The organism is Candidatus Kirkpatrickella diaphorinae, from assembly GCF_025736875.1.
Classification (GTDB): domain Bacteria; phylum Pseudomonadota; class Alphaproteobacteria; order Acetobacterales; family Acetobacteraceae; genus Sorlinia; species Sorlinia diaphorinae.
In genome coordinates this window covers 170,943-186,310 of record NZ_CP107052.1, presented here as the reverse complement: position 1 = coordinate 186,310, position 15,368 = coordinate 170,943, and the positions used below count along the sequence as shown (strand labels likewise).

At 57.5% G+C, this 15,368-nt stretch carries 13 protein-coding genes; all 13 read right to left on the bottom strand.

The window, feature by feature from the left end; genetic code table 11:
* Positions 1–18: 18 nt before the first annotated feature.
* The 13 genes from rpsC to rpoB all read right to left on the bottom strand — a co-directional run bounded on the left by rpsC (position 19) and on the right by rpoB (position 15,351).
* Positions 19–696 carry a 30S ribosomal protein S3 gene (gene rpsC, locus N5W20_RS00895; RefSeq protein ID WP_319807065.1) on the bottom strand — a complete coding sequence of 226 codons (678 nt, stop codon included), beginning with the start codon at positions 694–696 and terminating at the stop codon, positions 19–21.
* 1 nt (position 697) lies between these two features.
* Positions 698–1,135 (bottom strand): 50S ribosomal protein L22, encoded by a 438-nt coding sequence (gene rplV / locus N5W20_RS00890; protein WP_319807064.1) that lies wholly within the window; start codon positions 1,133–1,135, stop codon positions 698–700.
* 1 nt (position 1,136) lies between these two features.
* A complete protein-coding gene (gene rpsS / locus N5W20_RS00885) occupies positions 1,137–1,415 on the bottom strand; it encodes a 30S ribosomal protein S19 (protein ID WP_319807063.1) in 279 nt (92 codons plus the stop codon).
* 18 nt (positions 1,416–1,433) lie between these two features.
* Entirely contained in the window at positions 1,434–2,264 is an 831-nt protein-coding gene (gene rplB, locus N5W20_RS00880; protein ID WP_319807062.1) for a 50S ribosomal protein L2, read from the bottom strand.
* Positions 2,265–2,280: 16 nt separating this feature from the next.
* A complete protein-coding gene (locus N5W20_RS00875) occupies positions 2,281–2,577 on the bottom strand; it encodes a 50S ribosomal protein L23 (RefSeq protein ID WP_319807790.1) in 297 nt (98 codons plus the stop codon).
* Between the two features lie 41 nt (positions 2,578–2,618).
* The gene (rplD, locus tag N5W20_RS00870) at positions 2,619–3,236 is read right to left on the bottom strand and encodes a 50S ribosomal protein L4 (RefSeq protein WP_319807061.1); all 618 of its coding nucleotides are present in this window, start codon (positions 3,234–3,236) and stop codon (positions 2,619–2,621) included.
* An 11-nt stretch (positions 3,237–3,247) separates the two neighbouring features.
* A complete protein-coding gene (rplC, locus tag N5W20_RS00865; protein ID WP_319807060.1) occupies positions 3,248–3,931 on the bottom strand; it encodes a 50S ribosomal protein L3 in 684 nt (227 codons plus the stop codon).
* A gap of 10 nt (positions 3,932–3,941) precedes the next feature.
* Positions 3,942–4,250 (bottom strand): 30S ribosomal protein S10, encoded by a 309-nt coding sequence (gene rpsJ / locus N5W20_RS00860; RefSeq protein WP_319807059.1) that lies wholly within the window; start codon positions 4,248–4,250, stop codon positions 3,942–3,944.
* 120 nt (positions 4,251–4,370) lie between these two features.
* Positions 4,371–5,561: an elongation factor Tu gene (tuf, locus tag N5W20_RS00855; RefSeq protein ID WP_319807058.1), complete on the bottom strand. Its 1,191-nt coding sequence runs from the start codon at positions 5,559–5,561 to the stop codon at positions 4,371–4,373.
* Between the two features lie 97 nt (positions 5,562–5,658).
* Positions 5,659–6,135, bottom strand: a complete 477-nt coding sequence (gene rpsG / locus N5W20_RS00850) for a 30S ribosomal protein S7 (protein WP_319807057.1) — start codon at positions 6,133–6,135, stop codon at positions 5,659–5,661.
* Positions 6,136–6,149: 14 nt separating this feature from the next.
* The gene (rpsL, locus tag N5W20_RS00845) at positions 6,150–6,521 is read right to left on the bottom strand and encodes a 30S ribosomal protein S12 (protein ID WP_023979007.1); all 372 of its coding nucleotides are present in this window, start codon (positions 6,519–6,521) and stop codon (positions 6,150–6,152) included.
* 318 nt (positions 6,522–6,839) lie between these two features.
* Positions 6,840–11,093 (bottom strand): DNA-directed RNA polymerase subunit beta', encoded by a 4,254-nt coding sequence (rpoC, locus tag N5W20_RS00840; RefSeq protein WP_319807056.1) that lies wholly within the window; start codon positions 11,091–11,093, stop codon positions 6,840–6,842.
* Between the two features lie 82 nt (positions 11,094–11,175).
* A complete protein-coding gene (gene rpoB, locus N5W20_RS00835; RefSeq protein WP_319807055.1) occupies positions 11,176–15,351 on the bottom strand; it encodes a DNA-directed RNA polymerase subunit beta in 4,176 nt (1,391 codons plus the stop codon).
* Positions 15,352–15,368 lie beyond the last annotated feature (17 nt).

Sequence of the window (15,368 nt, the reverse complement as noted above, 5' to 3'; positions counted from 1 at the left end):
CTTGTTTTGAACTTCGACTCAACGCTGCGGCGCTTGCTCAGCGGCACGACGGTCCTGGGCAAGAGGGTCATGCGCCATGACATCGCCTTTAAAGATCCAGACCTTCACACCACAAGTGCCATAGGTCGTCTTTGCCGTTGCCACGCCGTAATCAATATCCGCACGAAGCGTATGAAGCGGAACGCGACCTTCACGATACCACTCGATACGCGCGATCTCGGCACCGCCAAGACGACCGGAGCAGTTGATCCGGATCCCCTGCGCCCCGAGGCGCATCGCGGATTGCACGGCACGCTTCATCGCCCGGCGGAACGCCACGCGGCGCTCCAGCTGCTGCGCGATATTTTCCGCGACAAGTGTCGAGTCAATTTCAGGCTTGCGGATTTCCACGATGTTGAGCGCGACGTCAGCCTTCGCCATACGGCTCAGATCTTTACGAAGCGCGTCGATATCCTGACCTTTTTTACCGATCACGACACCCGGACGGGCTGCATAGATCGTGACGCGGGGCTTTTTGGCCGGACGTTCGATCACGACGCGGGAAACACCGGCACCTGCGAGCTTGCGGCGAAGATATGCCCGAAGCTTGAGGTCCTCGTGAAGAAGATTCGCGTAATCCTGGCCCGCATACCAGCGGCTGTCCCAGGTGCGATTGACACCGAGCCGAAGCCCGATCGGATTGACTTTATGTCCCATATCAGGCCGCCTTCTGTTCTGCTACGTCTTTGCGCTTGCGAGTCTTCTTCGCAGGGGCATCTTCTGTCGCAGCCCGCTCAGCGACCACGATCTTGATGTGGCTGAAGAACTTTTCAATCCGGGCGGAGCGACCACGACCACGCGCATGAAAGCGCTTCATGACGATGGATTTACCGACCTCAGCCGACTTCACCACCAACTGATCCACATCAAGCTGATGATTATTTTCAGCGTTCGCAATCGCGCTCTCAAGTGTCTTACGCACCTGCTGCGCAATGCGACGGCGGGAAAAAGTCAGCGCCGCAATAGCCTTATCAGCCGGTAGGTTGCGGATCATGGCCGCAACCAGGTCGAGCTTGCGCGGGCTGACACGAACATTGCGTGCGACGGCCTGCGCCTCATTATCGGCAAGTGTGCGAATATGCTTTGGCTTGCTCATCTCAGCCCCGCTTCGACTTTTTATCGGACGCATGGCCCGTGAATGTGCGCGTCGGGGAAAACTCGCCGAACTTATGTCCGACCATGTTTTCCGTCACTTGCACAGGCAGGAACTTGCGCCCGTTATACACACCAAATGTCAGGCCCACAAATTGCGGCAGGATCGTTGAACGACGTGACCAGATTTTGATCACCTCATTGCGACCCGACGCACGTGAAGCTTCTGCCTTACCAAACAAGTACCCGTCGACGAACGGGCCTTTCCAGACGGAACGTGCCATCTCTCTAATGCCCCTCTCTTACTTACCGGTCTTGCGGCGGCGGATAATCAAGCTATCCGTGCGCTTGTTGCTACGCGTTTTGTAACCTTTTGTCGGCTTGCCCCACGGCGTAACGGGATGACGCCCGCCAGAGGTACGGCCCTCACCACCACCATGCGGGTGATCAACAGGGTTCATGACGACACCACGGTTATGTGGGCGGCGCCCGAGCCAACGATTGCGACCGGCCTTACCGATATGCTGGTTCATATTATCCGGGTTGGAGACGGCACCGACTGTCGCCATGCATTCCCCGCGGACAAGACGCAACTCACCGGATTGCAGCTTGATCTGCGCGTAACCGGCATCCTTGCCGACAAGCTGGGCGTAAGTCCCGGCTGAACGCGCGACCTTGCCACCCGCACCGATCTTGAGCTCGATATTATGGACGATCGTGCCCACCGGCATCGCCGCCAGCGGCATCGCATTGCCGGGCTTGACGTCAACCCGCGCACCAGCAACGACGCGATCCCCTGATTTCACGCGTTGCGGCGCGAGGATGTAAGCAAGCTCACCATCATCATATTTGATCAGCGCGATGAAAGACGTGCGGTTGGGGTCATATTCCAGACGCTCAATCGTGCCCGCAACATCGAATTTGCGACGTTTGAAATCGACATAACGGTAGGATTGCTTGTGCCCGCCGCCACGGAAGCGCGACGTTGTGCGCCCATGATTATTGCGACCGCCGGATTTGTTCTTACCTTCCGTCAGCTGCTTGACGGGTTTCCCCTTATGCAGCTCGCTCCGGTCAATAAGGACGGTGCCACGAAGGCTGGGCGTCGTCGGATTAAAGTGTTTTAGTGCCATGATTCCCTGCCCCGCGTCAGCTCAGCTTCGCTGTGAGGTCGATCGACTGACCATCTGCGAGCTTGACATATGCTTTCTTGGTGTCAGAGCGACGACCTGGCCGCCCCTTGAACATTTTGCTCTTGCCCTTCTGCACCAGGGTGTTCACCGAAAGCACCTTCACGTTAAACAGCGTCTCGACCGCAATTTTGATCTCGGGCTTGGACGCCTCAAGTGCGACGCGGAAAACGACGTGGTTATTCTCTGAAAGAGCTGTCGCCTTCTCAGTGATGACGGGCGCGCGGATGATGTCGAACATCGCCTCACGGCTCATGCGGGCGGCCTTTTCACGGCGCGCCAGAACGGTTGTCGTGCTCATGCCAGGCGCTCCTTCAGGCCATCAAGCCCGGCGCGCGTCACGACAAGCACCTCATGATTGAGGATATCGTAAACATTGGCGCCGATTGACGGCATCACATCAATCTTATGCAGGTTGCGGATGGCACGCCCAAACCCGGCATCCGGATTGGCACCATCAACAATCAAAGCCGATGTCAGGCCCAGAGCCTTCATTTTGGCTTCAGCATCACGTGTTTTCTGCACGCCGGCAACAGCCTCAAGGATGACGACTTTCCCTTCCGCAGCTTTCTGCGACAGCGCGGAAATCAGGCCGAGGCGGCGCACCTTTTTCGGCAGGTCATAACCATGGTCACGCACAACCGGCCCGTGCACCACACCACCTGTGCGGAATTGCGGGGCACGCAACGAACCCTGACGAGCAGAGCCCGTGCCTTTCTGGCGATAAGGCTTCTTGGTCGTGCCGGAAATTTCGCCCATGCCTTTGACACGGTGCGTGCCAGCACGACGCTTGGCAAGCTGCCAATGCACGACGCGGGCCATAATGTCATTGCGCGGCGTGATGCCGAACAATTCCTCCGGAAGGGTCACCTTACCGGCGCTTCCGTTATCGAGGGTCTTGATCTCGTATTCCATGCCCTCAGTCCTCAACCGGCGGCCGTCAGAGTCGCAGCCGGATACGGCGCGTCAGCGTGACGGTCCTTCTTGATCGCATCGCGGATCAGCACCGTGCCGTTTTTGGCACCCGGGACTGAACCACGAACCATAATGAGATTACGCTCTTCATCCACCGCGGCGACTTCGAGGTTCAGCGTGGTGATGCGCTCATCACCAAGATGACCGGCCATTTTCTTGCCTTTGAAGACTTTGCCGGGATCCTGACGCTGTCCCGTCGAACCGTGTGAACGGTGACTGATGGAAACGCCGTGCGAGGCTTCGAGACCAGCAAAGTTCCAGCGCTTCATGGCGCCGGCAAAACCCTTACCTTTACTCGTTGCGGTCACGTCCACTTTCTGGCCGACGACGAAATGCGCGGCTGAAAGGCGTGTCCCCGCCTCAAGCACCGCGTCGTCACTGACGCGAAACTCGACAAGCTTCTTGCAGGGCTCGACCTTGGCGGCCGAGAAATGCCCACGCATGGGCTTGGAGACGTTTTTGACTTTTGCCTTGCCCATACCAAGCTGCACGGCCGTATAGCCGTCACGCTCAACATTACGGGTGGAGACAACCGTCACATCGTCGAGATGAAGAACGGTGACAGGCACATGTGTGCCGTCTTCCTTAAAGAGTCGGGTCATGCCCAACTTTTTTGCGATCAATCCGGTGCGCATCGTCTGGACCTTAAAGCTTGATCTCGACATCGACGCCAGCGGCGAGGTCGAGCTTCATGAGGGCGTCCACGGTCTGCGGGGTCGGCTCGACAATATCGAGCAGGCGGCGGTGAGTCCGAATTTCGAACTGCTCGCGGCTTTTCTTATCCACATGTGGCGAGCGGTTAACAGTAAAACGCTCAATATGCGTCGGTAGCGGGATGGGACCCCGAACCTGCGCACCCGTGCGCTTCGCCGTGTTCACGATCTCCTTCGTGCTGTTATCGAGCACGCGGTGGTCGTATGCCTTGAGGCGAATGCGGATGTTTTGGCTGTCCATCTTTATAAATCGTCCAACTCAATAAGGTTCGGGGGCTACCCTGCTCCTTCTAAGCCTCGAAGGCTGACCCGACCAGGTGCGCCCGGTCGGGTCAGCCCCCATAAGAGGCTATATTTTCGTTCAGGCGGTGATCGACGCGACCACACCTGCGCCGACAGTCCGGCCACCTTCGCGGATCGCGAAGCGAAGGCCTTCATCCATCGCGATCGGTGCGATCAGCTCAACATCCATCGCAACGTTGTCGCCCGGCATGACCATCTCTGTGCCTTCCGGCAGCTGGACAACACCCGTGACGTCCGTCGTGCGGAAGTAGAACTGGGGACGATAATTGGTGAAGAACGGCGTGTGACGGCCACCTTCCTCTTTCGTGAGGATGTAGGCTTCAGCCTTGAACTTCTTGTGCGGCGTGATGGAGCCGGGCTTGGCCAGAACCTGACCGCGCTCAACGTCTTCACGCTTCGTGCCACGCAGCAGGGCACCGATATTATCGCCTGCCTCACCACGGTCAAGAAGCTTGCGGAACATCTCAACGCCGGTCACCGTCGTCTTGACTGTGTCCTTAAGACCAACAATCTCGACTTCCTCACCGACATTGACCGCACCGCGCTCAACGCGACCCGTCACAACCGTGCCACGACCGGAGATCGAGAAGACGTCTTCAATCGGCATCAGGAAAGGACGGTCAATCGGGCGCTCAGGCTGCGGAATGTAGGAATCAACCGCTTCCATCAGTTCAAGAACGCGGTTCTCACCGATTTCGGCATCGCCGTCTTCAAGCGTGACGAGCGCGGAGCCCTTGATGATGGGAATATCGTCGCCCGGGAACTGGTAGGAAGAGAGAAGCTCACGCACTTCCATCTCAACGAGCTCAAGCAACTCAGGGTCATCCACCTGGTCAACCTTGTTCAGGAAGACGACCAGCGCAGGAACACCCACCTGGCGTGCGAGCAGGATGTGCTCACGTGTCTGGGGCATCGGGCCGTCAGCAGCGGAGACAACGAGGATCGCGCCATCCATCTGCGCCGCACCGGTGATCATGTTTTTGACGTAGTCAGCATGGCCCGGGCAGTCGACGTGCGCGTAATGGCGGTTTTTCGTCTCATACTCAACGTGAGCGGTCGAGATCGTGATACCACGTGCACGCTCTTCCGGCGCCGCGTCGATCTGATCATAAGCCTGATATGTCGCACCACCTGACTTGGCGAGCGTCTTGGTGATCGCAGCGGTCAGTGAGGTTTTGCCATGGTCAACGTGACCAATCGTTCCGATATTGCAGTGCGGCTTCGTCCGCTCAAATTTAGCCTTAGCCATCGTTCTCTCCATAACCCACCGCCGAAGTTGCGGCGGGGAAGATTGCTCATTAACATCAGGTCCCGTTTGAAACCCGAAACTGTTGAGCTGGTTAAACTTACCAGCGGTAGTGGCTGAATGCCTTGTTGGCTTCAGCCATGCGATGCGTGTCTTCACGCTTTTTGACGGCCGAACCGCGATTATTGATCGCATCCATCAGCTCGTTGGACAAACGCTCCTGCATCGTGTTCTCGCCGCGCTTGCGCGACGCGTCGATCACCCAGCGTATCGCCAGGGCCTGACGACGTTCCGCACGGACTTCGACAGGCACCTGATACGTCGCGCCACCGACGCGGCGTGAGCGCACCTCGACGGCAGGCTTGACGTTGTCGAGCGCTGCGTGGAACATCGCAACCGGATCCGCCGAAGCACCGCCACGACGGCGGACAGCCTCAAGCGCACCGTAAACGATACCTTCAGCAGTCGATTTCTTACCATCGTACATTAGCGCATTCATAAAGCGCGTGATGACGACGTCTCCAAACTTCGGATCGGGAAGGATCTCACGCTTGACAGCGCGATGTCGGCGACTCATGCCTTATATTCCTCTTACTTAGGACGTTTCGCGCCGTAAAGCGAGCGACGCTGGCGGCGTTTTGCAATACCTTGTGTATCCAGCACACCACGGAGAATGTGGTAGCGCACACCCGGAAGATCCTTCACGCGGCCGCCGCGGATCAGCACCACACTATGCTCTTGCAGGTTGTGCCCTTCACCGGGGATGTAGCTGACGACCTCATACCCGTTTGTCAGGCGGACTTTTGCCACCTTACGCAAGGCCGAGTTCGGCTTCTTCGGTGTGACCGTATAGACGCGCGTGCACACGCCACGCTTTTGCGGGCACCCTTGCAGGGCTGGCACTTTATTCCGCTTCGCAGCAGGCTCACGCCCTTTTGCGATTAACTGGTTGATGGTCGGCATTCGCCCTTCCCGATTCTCGTTTAAAGACAGACCAGATTCGCACCTGATCCGCGCGCATTCAACACAACTCAGCGCGCGATGCAAGATCGCCCGCCAAACAAATCTACCCCAGACCTTGGTTTACCAAAGATAAACGGCGTCCAAAGCAAAAAATAAAGTCTATCCTCGGCCTTGACGTCCCGAGAGACGGGGAAGCCGGAAGCGCGTTACCTACGGCGCTTACCGGCAAAAGTCAAGCATCTGGATAGAGTCGCCAAGATATTTACCGATACCCCAGCAAAAAGCGCGCAGCCTGACGCTGCGCGCTTATTTTCAACCTCAAGCCTCCGATGATTCTTCGGTCGTTTCAACAGAAGCCTGCCCCAGTCGCTGGCGGTCCTGAGAGGCGGCAATCGCACGCAGGCGGTTCATGACGCTGCCCGTTCCCGCCGGGATAAGACGTCCGACGATAACGTTCTCTTTCAGGCCATTCAGCGTGTCGACCTTGCCCGCTGTCGCGGCCTCTGTCAGGACACGCGTCGTTTCCTGGAAGGACGCTGCCGAGATGAATGACTGCGTCTGGAGCGACGCCTTGGTGATGCCCTGTAGAACAGGCGCACCACGTGCCGGCGTCTCATCCAGCTTCAATCTCTTATCATTTTCGGTCTCGAACTCAATCCGATCAACGATTTCCCCGACAAGATAGGTTGTGTCACCCGGCTCCAGAATTTCAACTTTCTGGAGCATCTGCCGGACGATGACCTCGATATGCTTGTCGTTGATCTTCACGCCCTGAAGACGATAAACATCCTGAATTTCATTCACGAGGTAATCTGACAGGGCTTCCACACCCATGACCTTGAGAATGTCATGCGGCACGCGCGGGCCATCGACCAGCGGGTCTCCCTTCTGGACAAAATCGCCTTCCTGGACGGAAACATGCTTGCCCTTCGGGATGAGGTAATTCGTCTCCTCACCCGTCTCATCATTTTTGACGATGATGCAGCGCTTCGACTTATAGTCACGACCGATTTCGATGCGACCTTCCGTCTCGGCGATGATGGCATGGTCTTTCGGACGCCGCGCTTCAAAAAGCTCAGCGACGCGCGGTAGACCGCCCGTGATATCACGCGTTTTCGAGCCTTCACGCGGGATACGCGCCAGAACGTCACCCGCATGCACCTTCGCGCCATTATCGACTGATAAGAGGGAGTCCGGCGCAAGGAAGTAACGTGCGTCATTTCCGTTCGCCAGTTTCACGACATTGCCGGACGCGTCCTTGACCTGCAGACGCGGCCGCAGATCGACGCTTTTAGCGCCCTGTTTATAATCGACAACCACGCGAGAGGTCAGCCCCGTCACCTCATCCATCCGCTCAACCAGCGTGATTGAATCGATGAGATCGAGATATTCGACCGTGCCGGATTCCTCAGTGATGATCGGCAGGGTGTAAGGGTCCCACTCAGCCATTTTGAGGCCGCGCTCGACATTCTGCCCCTCCGTGACCAGCAATCGGGCACCGTAAGGCACACGATAGCGGGCACGCTCGACATTTTTCTCATCCGTCAGCACGATCTCACAGTTACGCGACATGACGATCGTCATGTTCTGGCTATTCTGCACGACATTGCGGTTGCGGATGGTGACCTTGCCGTCACGGGATGCTTCCACCATGGATTGCTCAGCACCACGCGTCGCCGCACCACCAATATGGAAGGTACGCATCGTCAGCTGCGTGCCGGGTTCCCCGATTGATTGCGCCGCGATGACGCCGACAGCCTCACCGATATTGACCGGTGTGCCGCGCGCCAGATCACGCCCATAACAATGCGCGCAGACGCCGACGCGACTGTCACAGGTCAGGACAGAACGGATCTGCACCGTCTCAACCCCGGCCTGCTCAATCGCTTCCGCTTCCGCTTCCTCAACCAGCGTGTTGCGCGGGTAGAGAACCTTGCCGTCAGCCGGGTTGAGCACATCGGCGGAAAGGGTCCGCCCCAGAATGCGCTCGGAAAGGGAGGAAACGATTTCGCCCCCATCCATAACCGCACGCACAGTCAGGCCACGCTCCGTGCCGCAATCATTCTCAACGATGATGCAATCCTGCGCGACATCAACCAGGCGGCGCGTCAGGTAACCGGAGTTGGCCGTCTTGAGCGCCGTATCCGCGAGACCTTTACGCGCACCATGGGTGGAGGTGAAGTAATCGAGAACGGAGAGCCCTTCCTTAAAGTTGGCGATAATCGGCTGCTCGATAATCTCACCGGATGGCTTGGCCATCAGGCCGCGCATCCCGGCCAGCTGCTTCATCTGCGCTGGCGACCCACGCGCCCCGGAATGGCTCATCATCCAAACGGAGTTGGTCGGCTTGCCGATGACCTGCTTCGAGATCTCCTTCATCATCGCGACCTGCACTTCATCCGTGCAGCGCGACCACGCATCGACCACCTTATTATAGCGCTCACCCGCTGTGATCAGACCGTCCTGATATTGCTGCTCAAACTCTTTGATCTCGGCTTGAGTCCGCTCAACAAGTGCCTGCTTCTCAACCGGGATGATCATATCATCCTTGCCGAAGGAAATACCGGCGCGCGCCGCATGGCGGAAACCGAGCCCCATCAGACGATCACAGAAAATCACCGCTTCTTTCTGGCCGCAATGGCGGTAAACCGCGTCGATCACGTCAGAGACGTTCTTTTTGGTCAGCTGCTTATTGACGACCTCAAACGGCACAGCCGCATTATCCGGCAGGATCTGCGCAATCAGCGCACGCCCCGGCGTGGTGATCACCATACGCCGCGTCATCTGCCCCTCCGCTGAAGGGACTTCCAGACGCAGGCGGATCTTATCGTGCAGCTTCAGCGCACCTTCATTCATCGCCAGTTCAATTTCAGCGACGGAATGGAAGGCTGGCGGACCGGCTTTGGTCACGCGCCCTTCCTTGTCATACTCCGCCTGGTCCGGTGTCGCGAGATATTCCGGCACTTCGAGGCTGAGATAATAAAGACCCAGCACGATATCCTGTGACGGCACGATAATTGGCTTACCATTGGCCGGGCTGAGGATGTTATTTGTCGACATCATCAGCACACGCGCCTCAAGCTGGGCTTCCAGCGAGAGGGGCACGTGCACGGCCATCTGATCCCCGTCGAAATCCGCGTTGAACGCGGTGCAGACGAGCGGGTGAAGCTGGATGGCCTTGCCTTCAATCAGGACAGGCTCGAAAGCCTGAATCCCCAATCGGTGCAAAGTCGGCGCACGGTTGAGCATCACGGGATGCTCGCGGATCACCTCTTCAAGGATGTCCCAGACTTCCGGGCGTTCCTTCTCGACCATCCGTTTCGCGGCTTTGATGGTCGTGGCGTGACCATATTTCTCAAGCTTCGAGTAAATGAAGGGCTTGAACAGCTCCAGCGCCATTTTCTTCGGCAGGCCGCATTGATGCAATTTGAGTTCCGGCCCGACCACAATGACGGAACGACCGGAATAATCGACGCGCTTGCCCAGCAGGTTCTGACGGAAACGCCCCTGCTTACCCTTCAGCATGTCTGAGAGGGACTTTAACGGACGCTTGTTGGCGCCCGCAATCGCACGCCCACGCCGACCATTATCGAACAGCGCGTCCACCGCCTCCTGCAGCATGCGCTTTTCGTTGCGGACAATGATATCCGGGGCGCGAAGCTCAATCAGGCGTTTGAGGCGGTTATTACGGTTGATGACGCGCCGGTAAAGATCATTAAGGTCCGACGTTGCGAAACGTCCGCCATCAAGCGGGACGAGCGGCCGCAATTCCGGCGGGATCACCGGGACGAGGTCCAGGATCATCCATTCCGGGCGGGAACCGCTCTCGGCAAATGAATCATAGAGTTTGAGGCGTTTGACCAGCTTTTTGCGCTTCGCTTCGGAAGTCGCAGCTTTGAGATCCTCCCGCAGCAAATCGCCGTCGGACTTATCCTGGTCGCGCCCTTCCCGATCCACCAGGCCAGGACGGTCGATTTCCTCCGCATGGAGGCGGGCTTTCCAGAGGATCTTCTTGATGGCCTCCGCGCCAATACCGACTTCAAGCCCCTCATCCGCGTAATCATCCAGCGCGTCGAAATATTGATCTTCCGACAGCAGGCTATATTGCTTGAACGGGCTCGTGCCCGCTTCAAGGACGATGTAGCTCTCGAAATACAGAACCTTCTCAAGATCTTTCAGCGTGATGTCGATCAGCGTCGCGATACGAGATGGCAGGGATTTCAGGAACCAGATATGCGCCACCGGTGAGGCAAGCTCAATATGGCCCATACGCTCACGACGCACTTTCGCGAGCGTAACTTCAACACCGCATTTTTCGCAAACAATGCCGCGGAATTTCATGCGCTTATATTTGCCGCACAGACATTCATAATCTTTGATCGGGCCGAAAATGCGGGCGCAGAAAAGCCCGTCACGCTCCGGCTTAAAGGTGCGGTAATTGATGGTTTCCGGCTTTTTGATCTCACCATAGGACCAGGACCGGATCTGCTCGGCGGAAGCGAGCTGAATTTTGATCTGATCAAAAGACAGGCTTTGGCCCGTCTGGCCCAAAATCTTCATCAGTTCGTTCATGCGCCAAGACCCCATTTCACGCGGCGGCCATAGGCCGCGCGCGCCTTATCATCAATGCAATTTTCAACAAATGACAGCGTCATCACGATGCGCTTTGCTCCAGATCGACATTCAGGCCGAGAGATTTGAGCTCTTTGATCAGGACGTTGAAGCTCTCTGGAATACCGGCTTCGAAATCATCCTGCTCACGCACGATGGCTTCATAAACCTTGGTACGACCGGAGACGTCGTCTGACTTCACGGTCAGCATTTCCTGCAACGTGTAGGCTGCACCGTATGCCTCAAGCGCCCAGACTTCCATCTCACCGAAACGCTGCCCACCGAACTGGGCCTTACCCCCGAGTGGCTGCTGCGTCACGAGCGAGTATGGACCGATGGAGCGCGCATGGATCTTGTCATCAACAAGATGGTGCAGTTTGAGCATGTAAATATACCCAACCGTCGTTTTACGCTCAAAGCGTTCACCCGTGCGCCCGTCAATCAACTGGGACTGACCGGAACGATCAACCCCGGCTTTATCCAGCATATCTTCAATATCCGGGATCGACGCACCATCAAAGACAGGGGTTGCGATCGGCACGCCACGGCGAAGATTACCCGCCAGTTCGGAAAGCTGTGCGTTATTCATGTCCGCAATGTCGCTATCAAAAACAGCATCGCCATAGACCGCCCGCAGACGTTCCAGCAAGGCCATTTTCTCTTCCCCGTTGCGCTGATATTCATCCGCCAGGCGTCCGATATCCTGACCGATATTGGCACACGCCCAGCCCAGATGGGTTTCCAGAATCTGCCCGACATTCATACGTGAGGGCACGCCCAGCGGGTTCAGCACGAGGTCAACCGGTGTGCCATCTTCGAGGAACGGCATGTCCTCGACCGGCACGACGCGAGAGACGACGCCCTTGTTACCGTGACGACCCGCCATCTTGTCACCCGGCTGAAGCTTGCGCTTCACCGCGACGAAGACTTTGACCATCTTCATCACGCCTGGCGGCAACTCGTCACCGCGCTGAAGCTTCTCAACCTTGCTCTCAAACCGCGCCTGGATACGCGCCATTTCGGCATCATATTCACGCCGCAGGGTTTCAAGCTCGGACATCACGCTGTCTTCCGACACCACAATGTGGCGCCACGCACCGCGCGGATGCTCATTCAGCACCTCATCGGTGATGACCGTGCCGGAACGTATGCCTTTGAAACCCGCACCCGCTGACTGATTCAGGAGGCGCTCACGCAGACGGTTGATGAAGCTCCGCTCCTGCACGGCGCGCTCATCATCCCGGTCTTTTGACAGGCGTTCAATCTCGGCGCGCTCAATGGCCATGGCGCGCTCATCCTTGTCGATACCACGACGGGAGAAGACACGCACATCAACGATCGTCCCCGTCGTGCCAGGCGGCAGCTTCAGGGATGTGTCGCGCACATCGGAGGCTTTTTCACCGAAGATGGCACGCAGCAATTTCTCTTCCGGCGTGACTGGGCTCTCGCCTTTCGGCGTCACCTTGCCAACCAGAATATCACCGGGATTCACCTCCGCACCGATATAGACAATGCCCGCTTCGTCGAGATTGCGCAGCGCTTCCTCACCGACATTCGGGATGTCGCGGGTGATTTCCTCCTGACCCAGCTTTGTATCGCGGGCCATGACTTCAAACTCTTCAATATGAATTGAAGTGAAGACGTCATCACGCGCAATGCGCTCGGAGATGAGGATGGAATCCTCAAAGTTGTAACCATTCCAGGGCATGAAGGCGACGAGCACGTTACGCCCCAGCGCCAGTTCACCCAGTTCAGTCGACGGGCCATCCGCGATGATGTCACCGGATTTGACGACATCACCAATATGCACCAGCGGGCGCTGATTGATACAGGTCGACTGGTTGGAGCGCATATATTTACGCAGGCGGTAAATATCGACGCCCTCCGTCGCACCGGTTTCACCCGTGGCGCGGACCACGATACGGGCACCGTCGATCTGGTCAACGACGCCGTCGCGCCGTGCCACAATGGTCGCACCGGAATCGCGGGCGACAGCGGCTTCCATACCCGTGCCAACAAGCGGCGCTTCTGCCCGCACGAGTGGGACGGCCTGACGCTGCATGTTTGACCCCATCAGCGCGCGGTTGGCGTCGTCATTTTCCAGAAACGGAATCAACGCCGCGGCGACGGAAACGAGCTGCTTGGGCGAGACGTCACAAGCCGTCACCTGCTCCGGCGGGACGAGGCGGAAATCACCTGACCGCCGCACGGAAACGAGTTCATCCGTGAGGCGTCCCGTCTCCTTATCGAGCTTGGCATCCGCCTGCGCGACGATAAGTTTCTCCTCCTCCATGGCGGAAAGATATTTCCACCCATCCTGAAGCATCCCATCCTTGACGAGGCGATAGGGCGTTTCAATAAAGCCGTACTTATTCACCTTCGCATAGGTTGAAAGCGAGTTGATCAGACCGATATTCGGCCCTTCCGGCGTTTCAATCGGGCAGATACGGCCATAATGGGTCGGGTGAACGTCACGAACCTCAAACCCGGCCCGCTCACGCGTCAGACCACCCGGGCCCAGGGCGGAAAGGCGACGCTTATGCGTTACTTCCGAGAGTGGGTTCGTCTGATCCATAAACTGACTGAGCTGGGATGAGCCGAAGAACTCACGCACCGCGGCCGCAGCCGGTTTGGCGTTGATGAGGTCATGCGGCATGACCGTATCAATATCGACAGACCCCATACGCTCACGAATGGCGCGCTCCATACGCAACAGGCCGATGCGATATTGATTCTCCATCAATTCACCGACCGAACGGACACGGCGATTGCCCAGATTATCAATATCGTCGATCTGACCGCGCCCGTCTTTCAGGTCGCACATGATCTTGACCGTGCGCAGAATATCCTCCTTGCGGAGCACTCGCACGGAATCCGGCACGTCGATTTCCAGACGCATATTCATTTTCACGCGGCCGACGGCGGAGAGGTCGTAACGATCCGGGTCGAAGAAAATGCCCTGAAACATCGCCTCCGCCGTTTCCGGGGTTGGCGGCTCACCGGGGCGCATGACGCGGTAAATATCGATCAGCGCATCATCGCGATTATTGTTTTTATCCACGGCCAGCGTGTTACGGATCCACGGCCCATGAGTCGTGTCGATCGCCAGCATCGGGATCTCGGCAATACCGGCTTCCTCAAGGGTGGTCAGACGTGCGTCCGTCAGCTCTTCACCCGCTTCGGCGTAGATCTCACCCGTGTGCTCATTGACGATGTCACGCGCAATGAAACGCCCCAGCAGATCGGCGCGACCAACGAGGACGTCATGGGTTTTTTCAGCGATCTTTTTGACGACGCGGCTGGTCAGCTTGGCTTCCGCCTCAGCCACGATCTCACCCGTATCAGCATCATAAAGCGCTTCCAGCAGCTTCAGCCCACGGAAAGCCTCCGGGTCAAACGGGCGGGACCAGCCTTTATCACCTTTTGAGAAGACAACCGTGCCGTAAAAATGCTCCAGGATCTCATCCGGGTCCATGCCGCGGACGGAAAGGGCGTCAACATCGCCACCCTCGGCCGCTTTCGCCGCGCGCGCCGCGGCGGATTGTGCCCCTTCAAGCGCGTAAAGCAGGGTCGTGACCGGCAATTTGCGCTTCCGGTCGATACGGACGTAAATCAGGTCTTTGGCATCAAACTCAAAATCGAGCCAGGAGCCGCGATAAGGTATGACGCGCGCCGTGAAGAGATATTTGCCGGATGAATGCGTCTTGCCCTTGTCATGATCAAAGAAGACGCCGGGGCTGCGATGCATCTGGCTGACAATGACACGCTCCGTGCCGTTGATGATGAACGTCCCATTATCCGTCATGAGCGGCATATCGCCCATATAGACGGGCTGCTCCTTGATGTCCCGGATGGAACGGGAGCCCGTATCCTCATCCACATCCCAGACGATGAGACGGAGGATCACCTTGAGCGGCGCCGCAAATGTCAGGCCGCGCTGGATGCATTCCTCGACATCATATTTCGGCTCCTCCAATTCGTAGGAGACGAACTCCAGTCGACCACGCCCCGCAAAGTCGTTGATCGGGAAAACGGAGCTGAAAACCTCTTGCAACCCCGTGCGCTGACGGCTGTCGGCGCTCACATTCATCTGCAGGAATGTCTCATAGCTCGACCGCTGCACATCAATGAGGTTAGGCATTGGAGCCACTTCGGGAATACGCCCGAAACTCTTACGGATCCGCTTGCGTCCCGTGAACGATTTGCTGACTGCGCTCATCTATCCCTGCCTCTAAG

Excerpts from the sequence above, each read along its gene's own strand:
- rplC (WP_319807060.1), bottom strand. The coding sequence starts at position 3,931 with ATGCGCACCGGATTGATCGCAAAAAAGTTGGGCATGACCCGACTCTTT.
- rplB (WP_319807062.1), bottom strand. The coding sequence starts at position 2,264 with ATGGCACTAAAACACTTTAATCCGACGACGCCCAGCCTTCGTGGCACC.
- N5W20_RS00875 (WP_319807790.1), bottom strand. The coding sequence starts at position 2,577 with ATGAGCCGTGAGGCGATGTTCGACATCATCCGCGCGCCCGTCATCACT.
- rplD (WP_319807061.1), bottom strand. The coding sequence starts at position 3,236 with ATGGAATACGAGATCAAGACCCTCGATAACGGAAGCGCCGGTAAGGTG.
- tuf (WP_319807058.1), bottom strand. The coding sequence starts at position 5,561 with ATGGCTAAGGCTAAATTTGAGCGGACGAAGCCGCACTGCAATATCGGA.
- rpsS (WP_319807063.1), bottom strand. The coding sequence starts at position 1,415 with ATGGCACGTTCCGTCTGGAAAGGCCCGTTCGTCGACGGGTACTTGTTT.
- rpsL (WP_023979007.1), bottom strand. The coding sequence starts at position 6,521 with ATGCCGACCATCAACCAGTTAATCGCAAAAGGGCGTGAGCCTGCTGCG.
- rpsG (WP_319807057.1), bottom strand. The coding sequence starts at position 6,135 with ATGAGTCGCCGACATCGCGCTGTCAAGCGTGAGATCCTTCCCGATCCG.
- rpoC (WP_319807056.1), bottom strand. The coding sequence starts at position 11,093 with ATGAACGAACTGATGAAGATTTTGGGCCAGACGGGCCAAAGCCTGTCT.
- rpoB (WP_319807055.1), bottom strand. The coding sequence starts at position 15,351 with ATGAGCGCAGTCAGCAAATCGTTCACGGGACGCAAGCGGATCCGTAAG.
- rplV (WP_319807064.1), bottom strand. The coding sequence starts at position 1,135 with ATGAGCAAGCCAAAGCATATTCGCACACTTGCCGATAATGAGGCGCAG.
- rpsJ (WP_319807059.1), bottom strand. The coding sequence starts at position 4,250 with ATGGACAGCCAAAACATCCGCATTCGCCTCAAGGCATACGACCACCGC.
- rpsC (WP_319807065.1), bottom strand. The coding sequence starts at position 696 with ATGGGACATAAAGTCAATCCGATCGGGCTTCGGCTCGGTGTCAATCGC.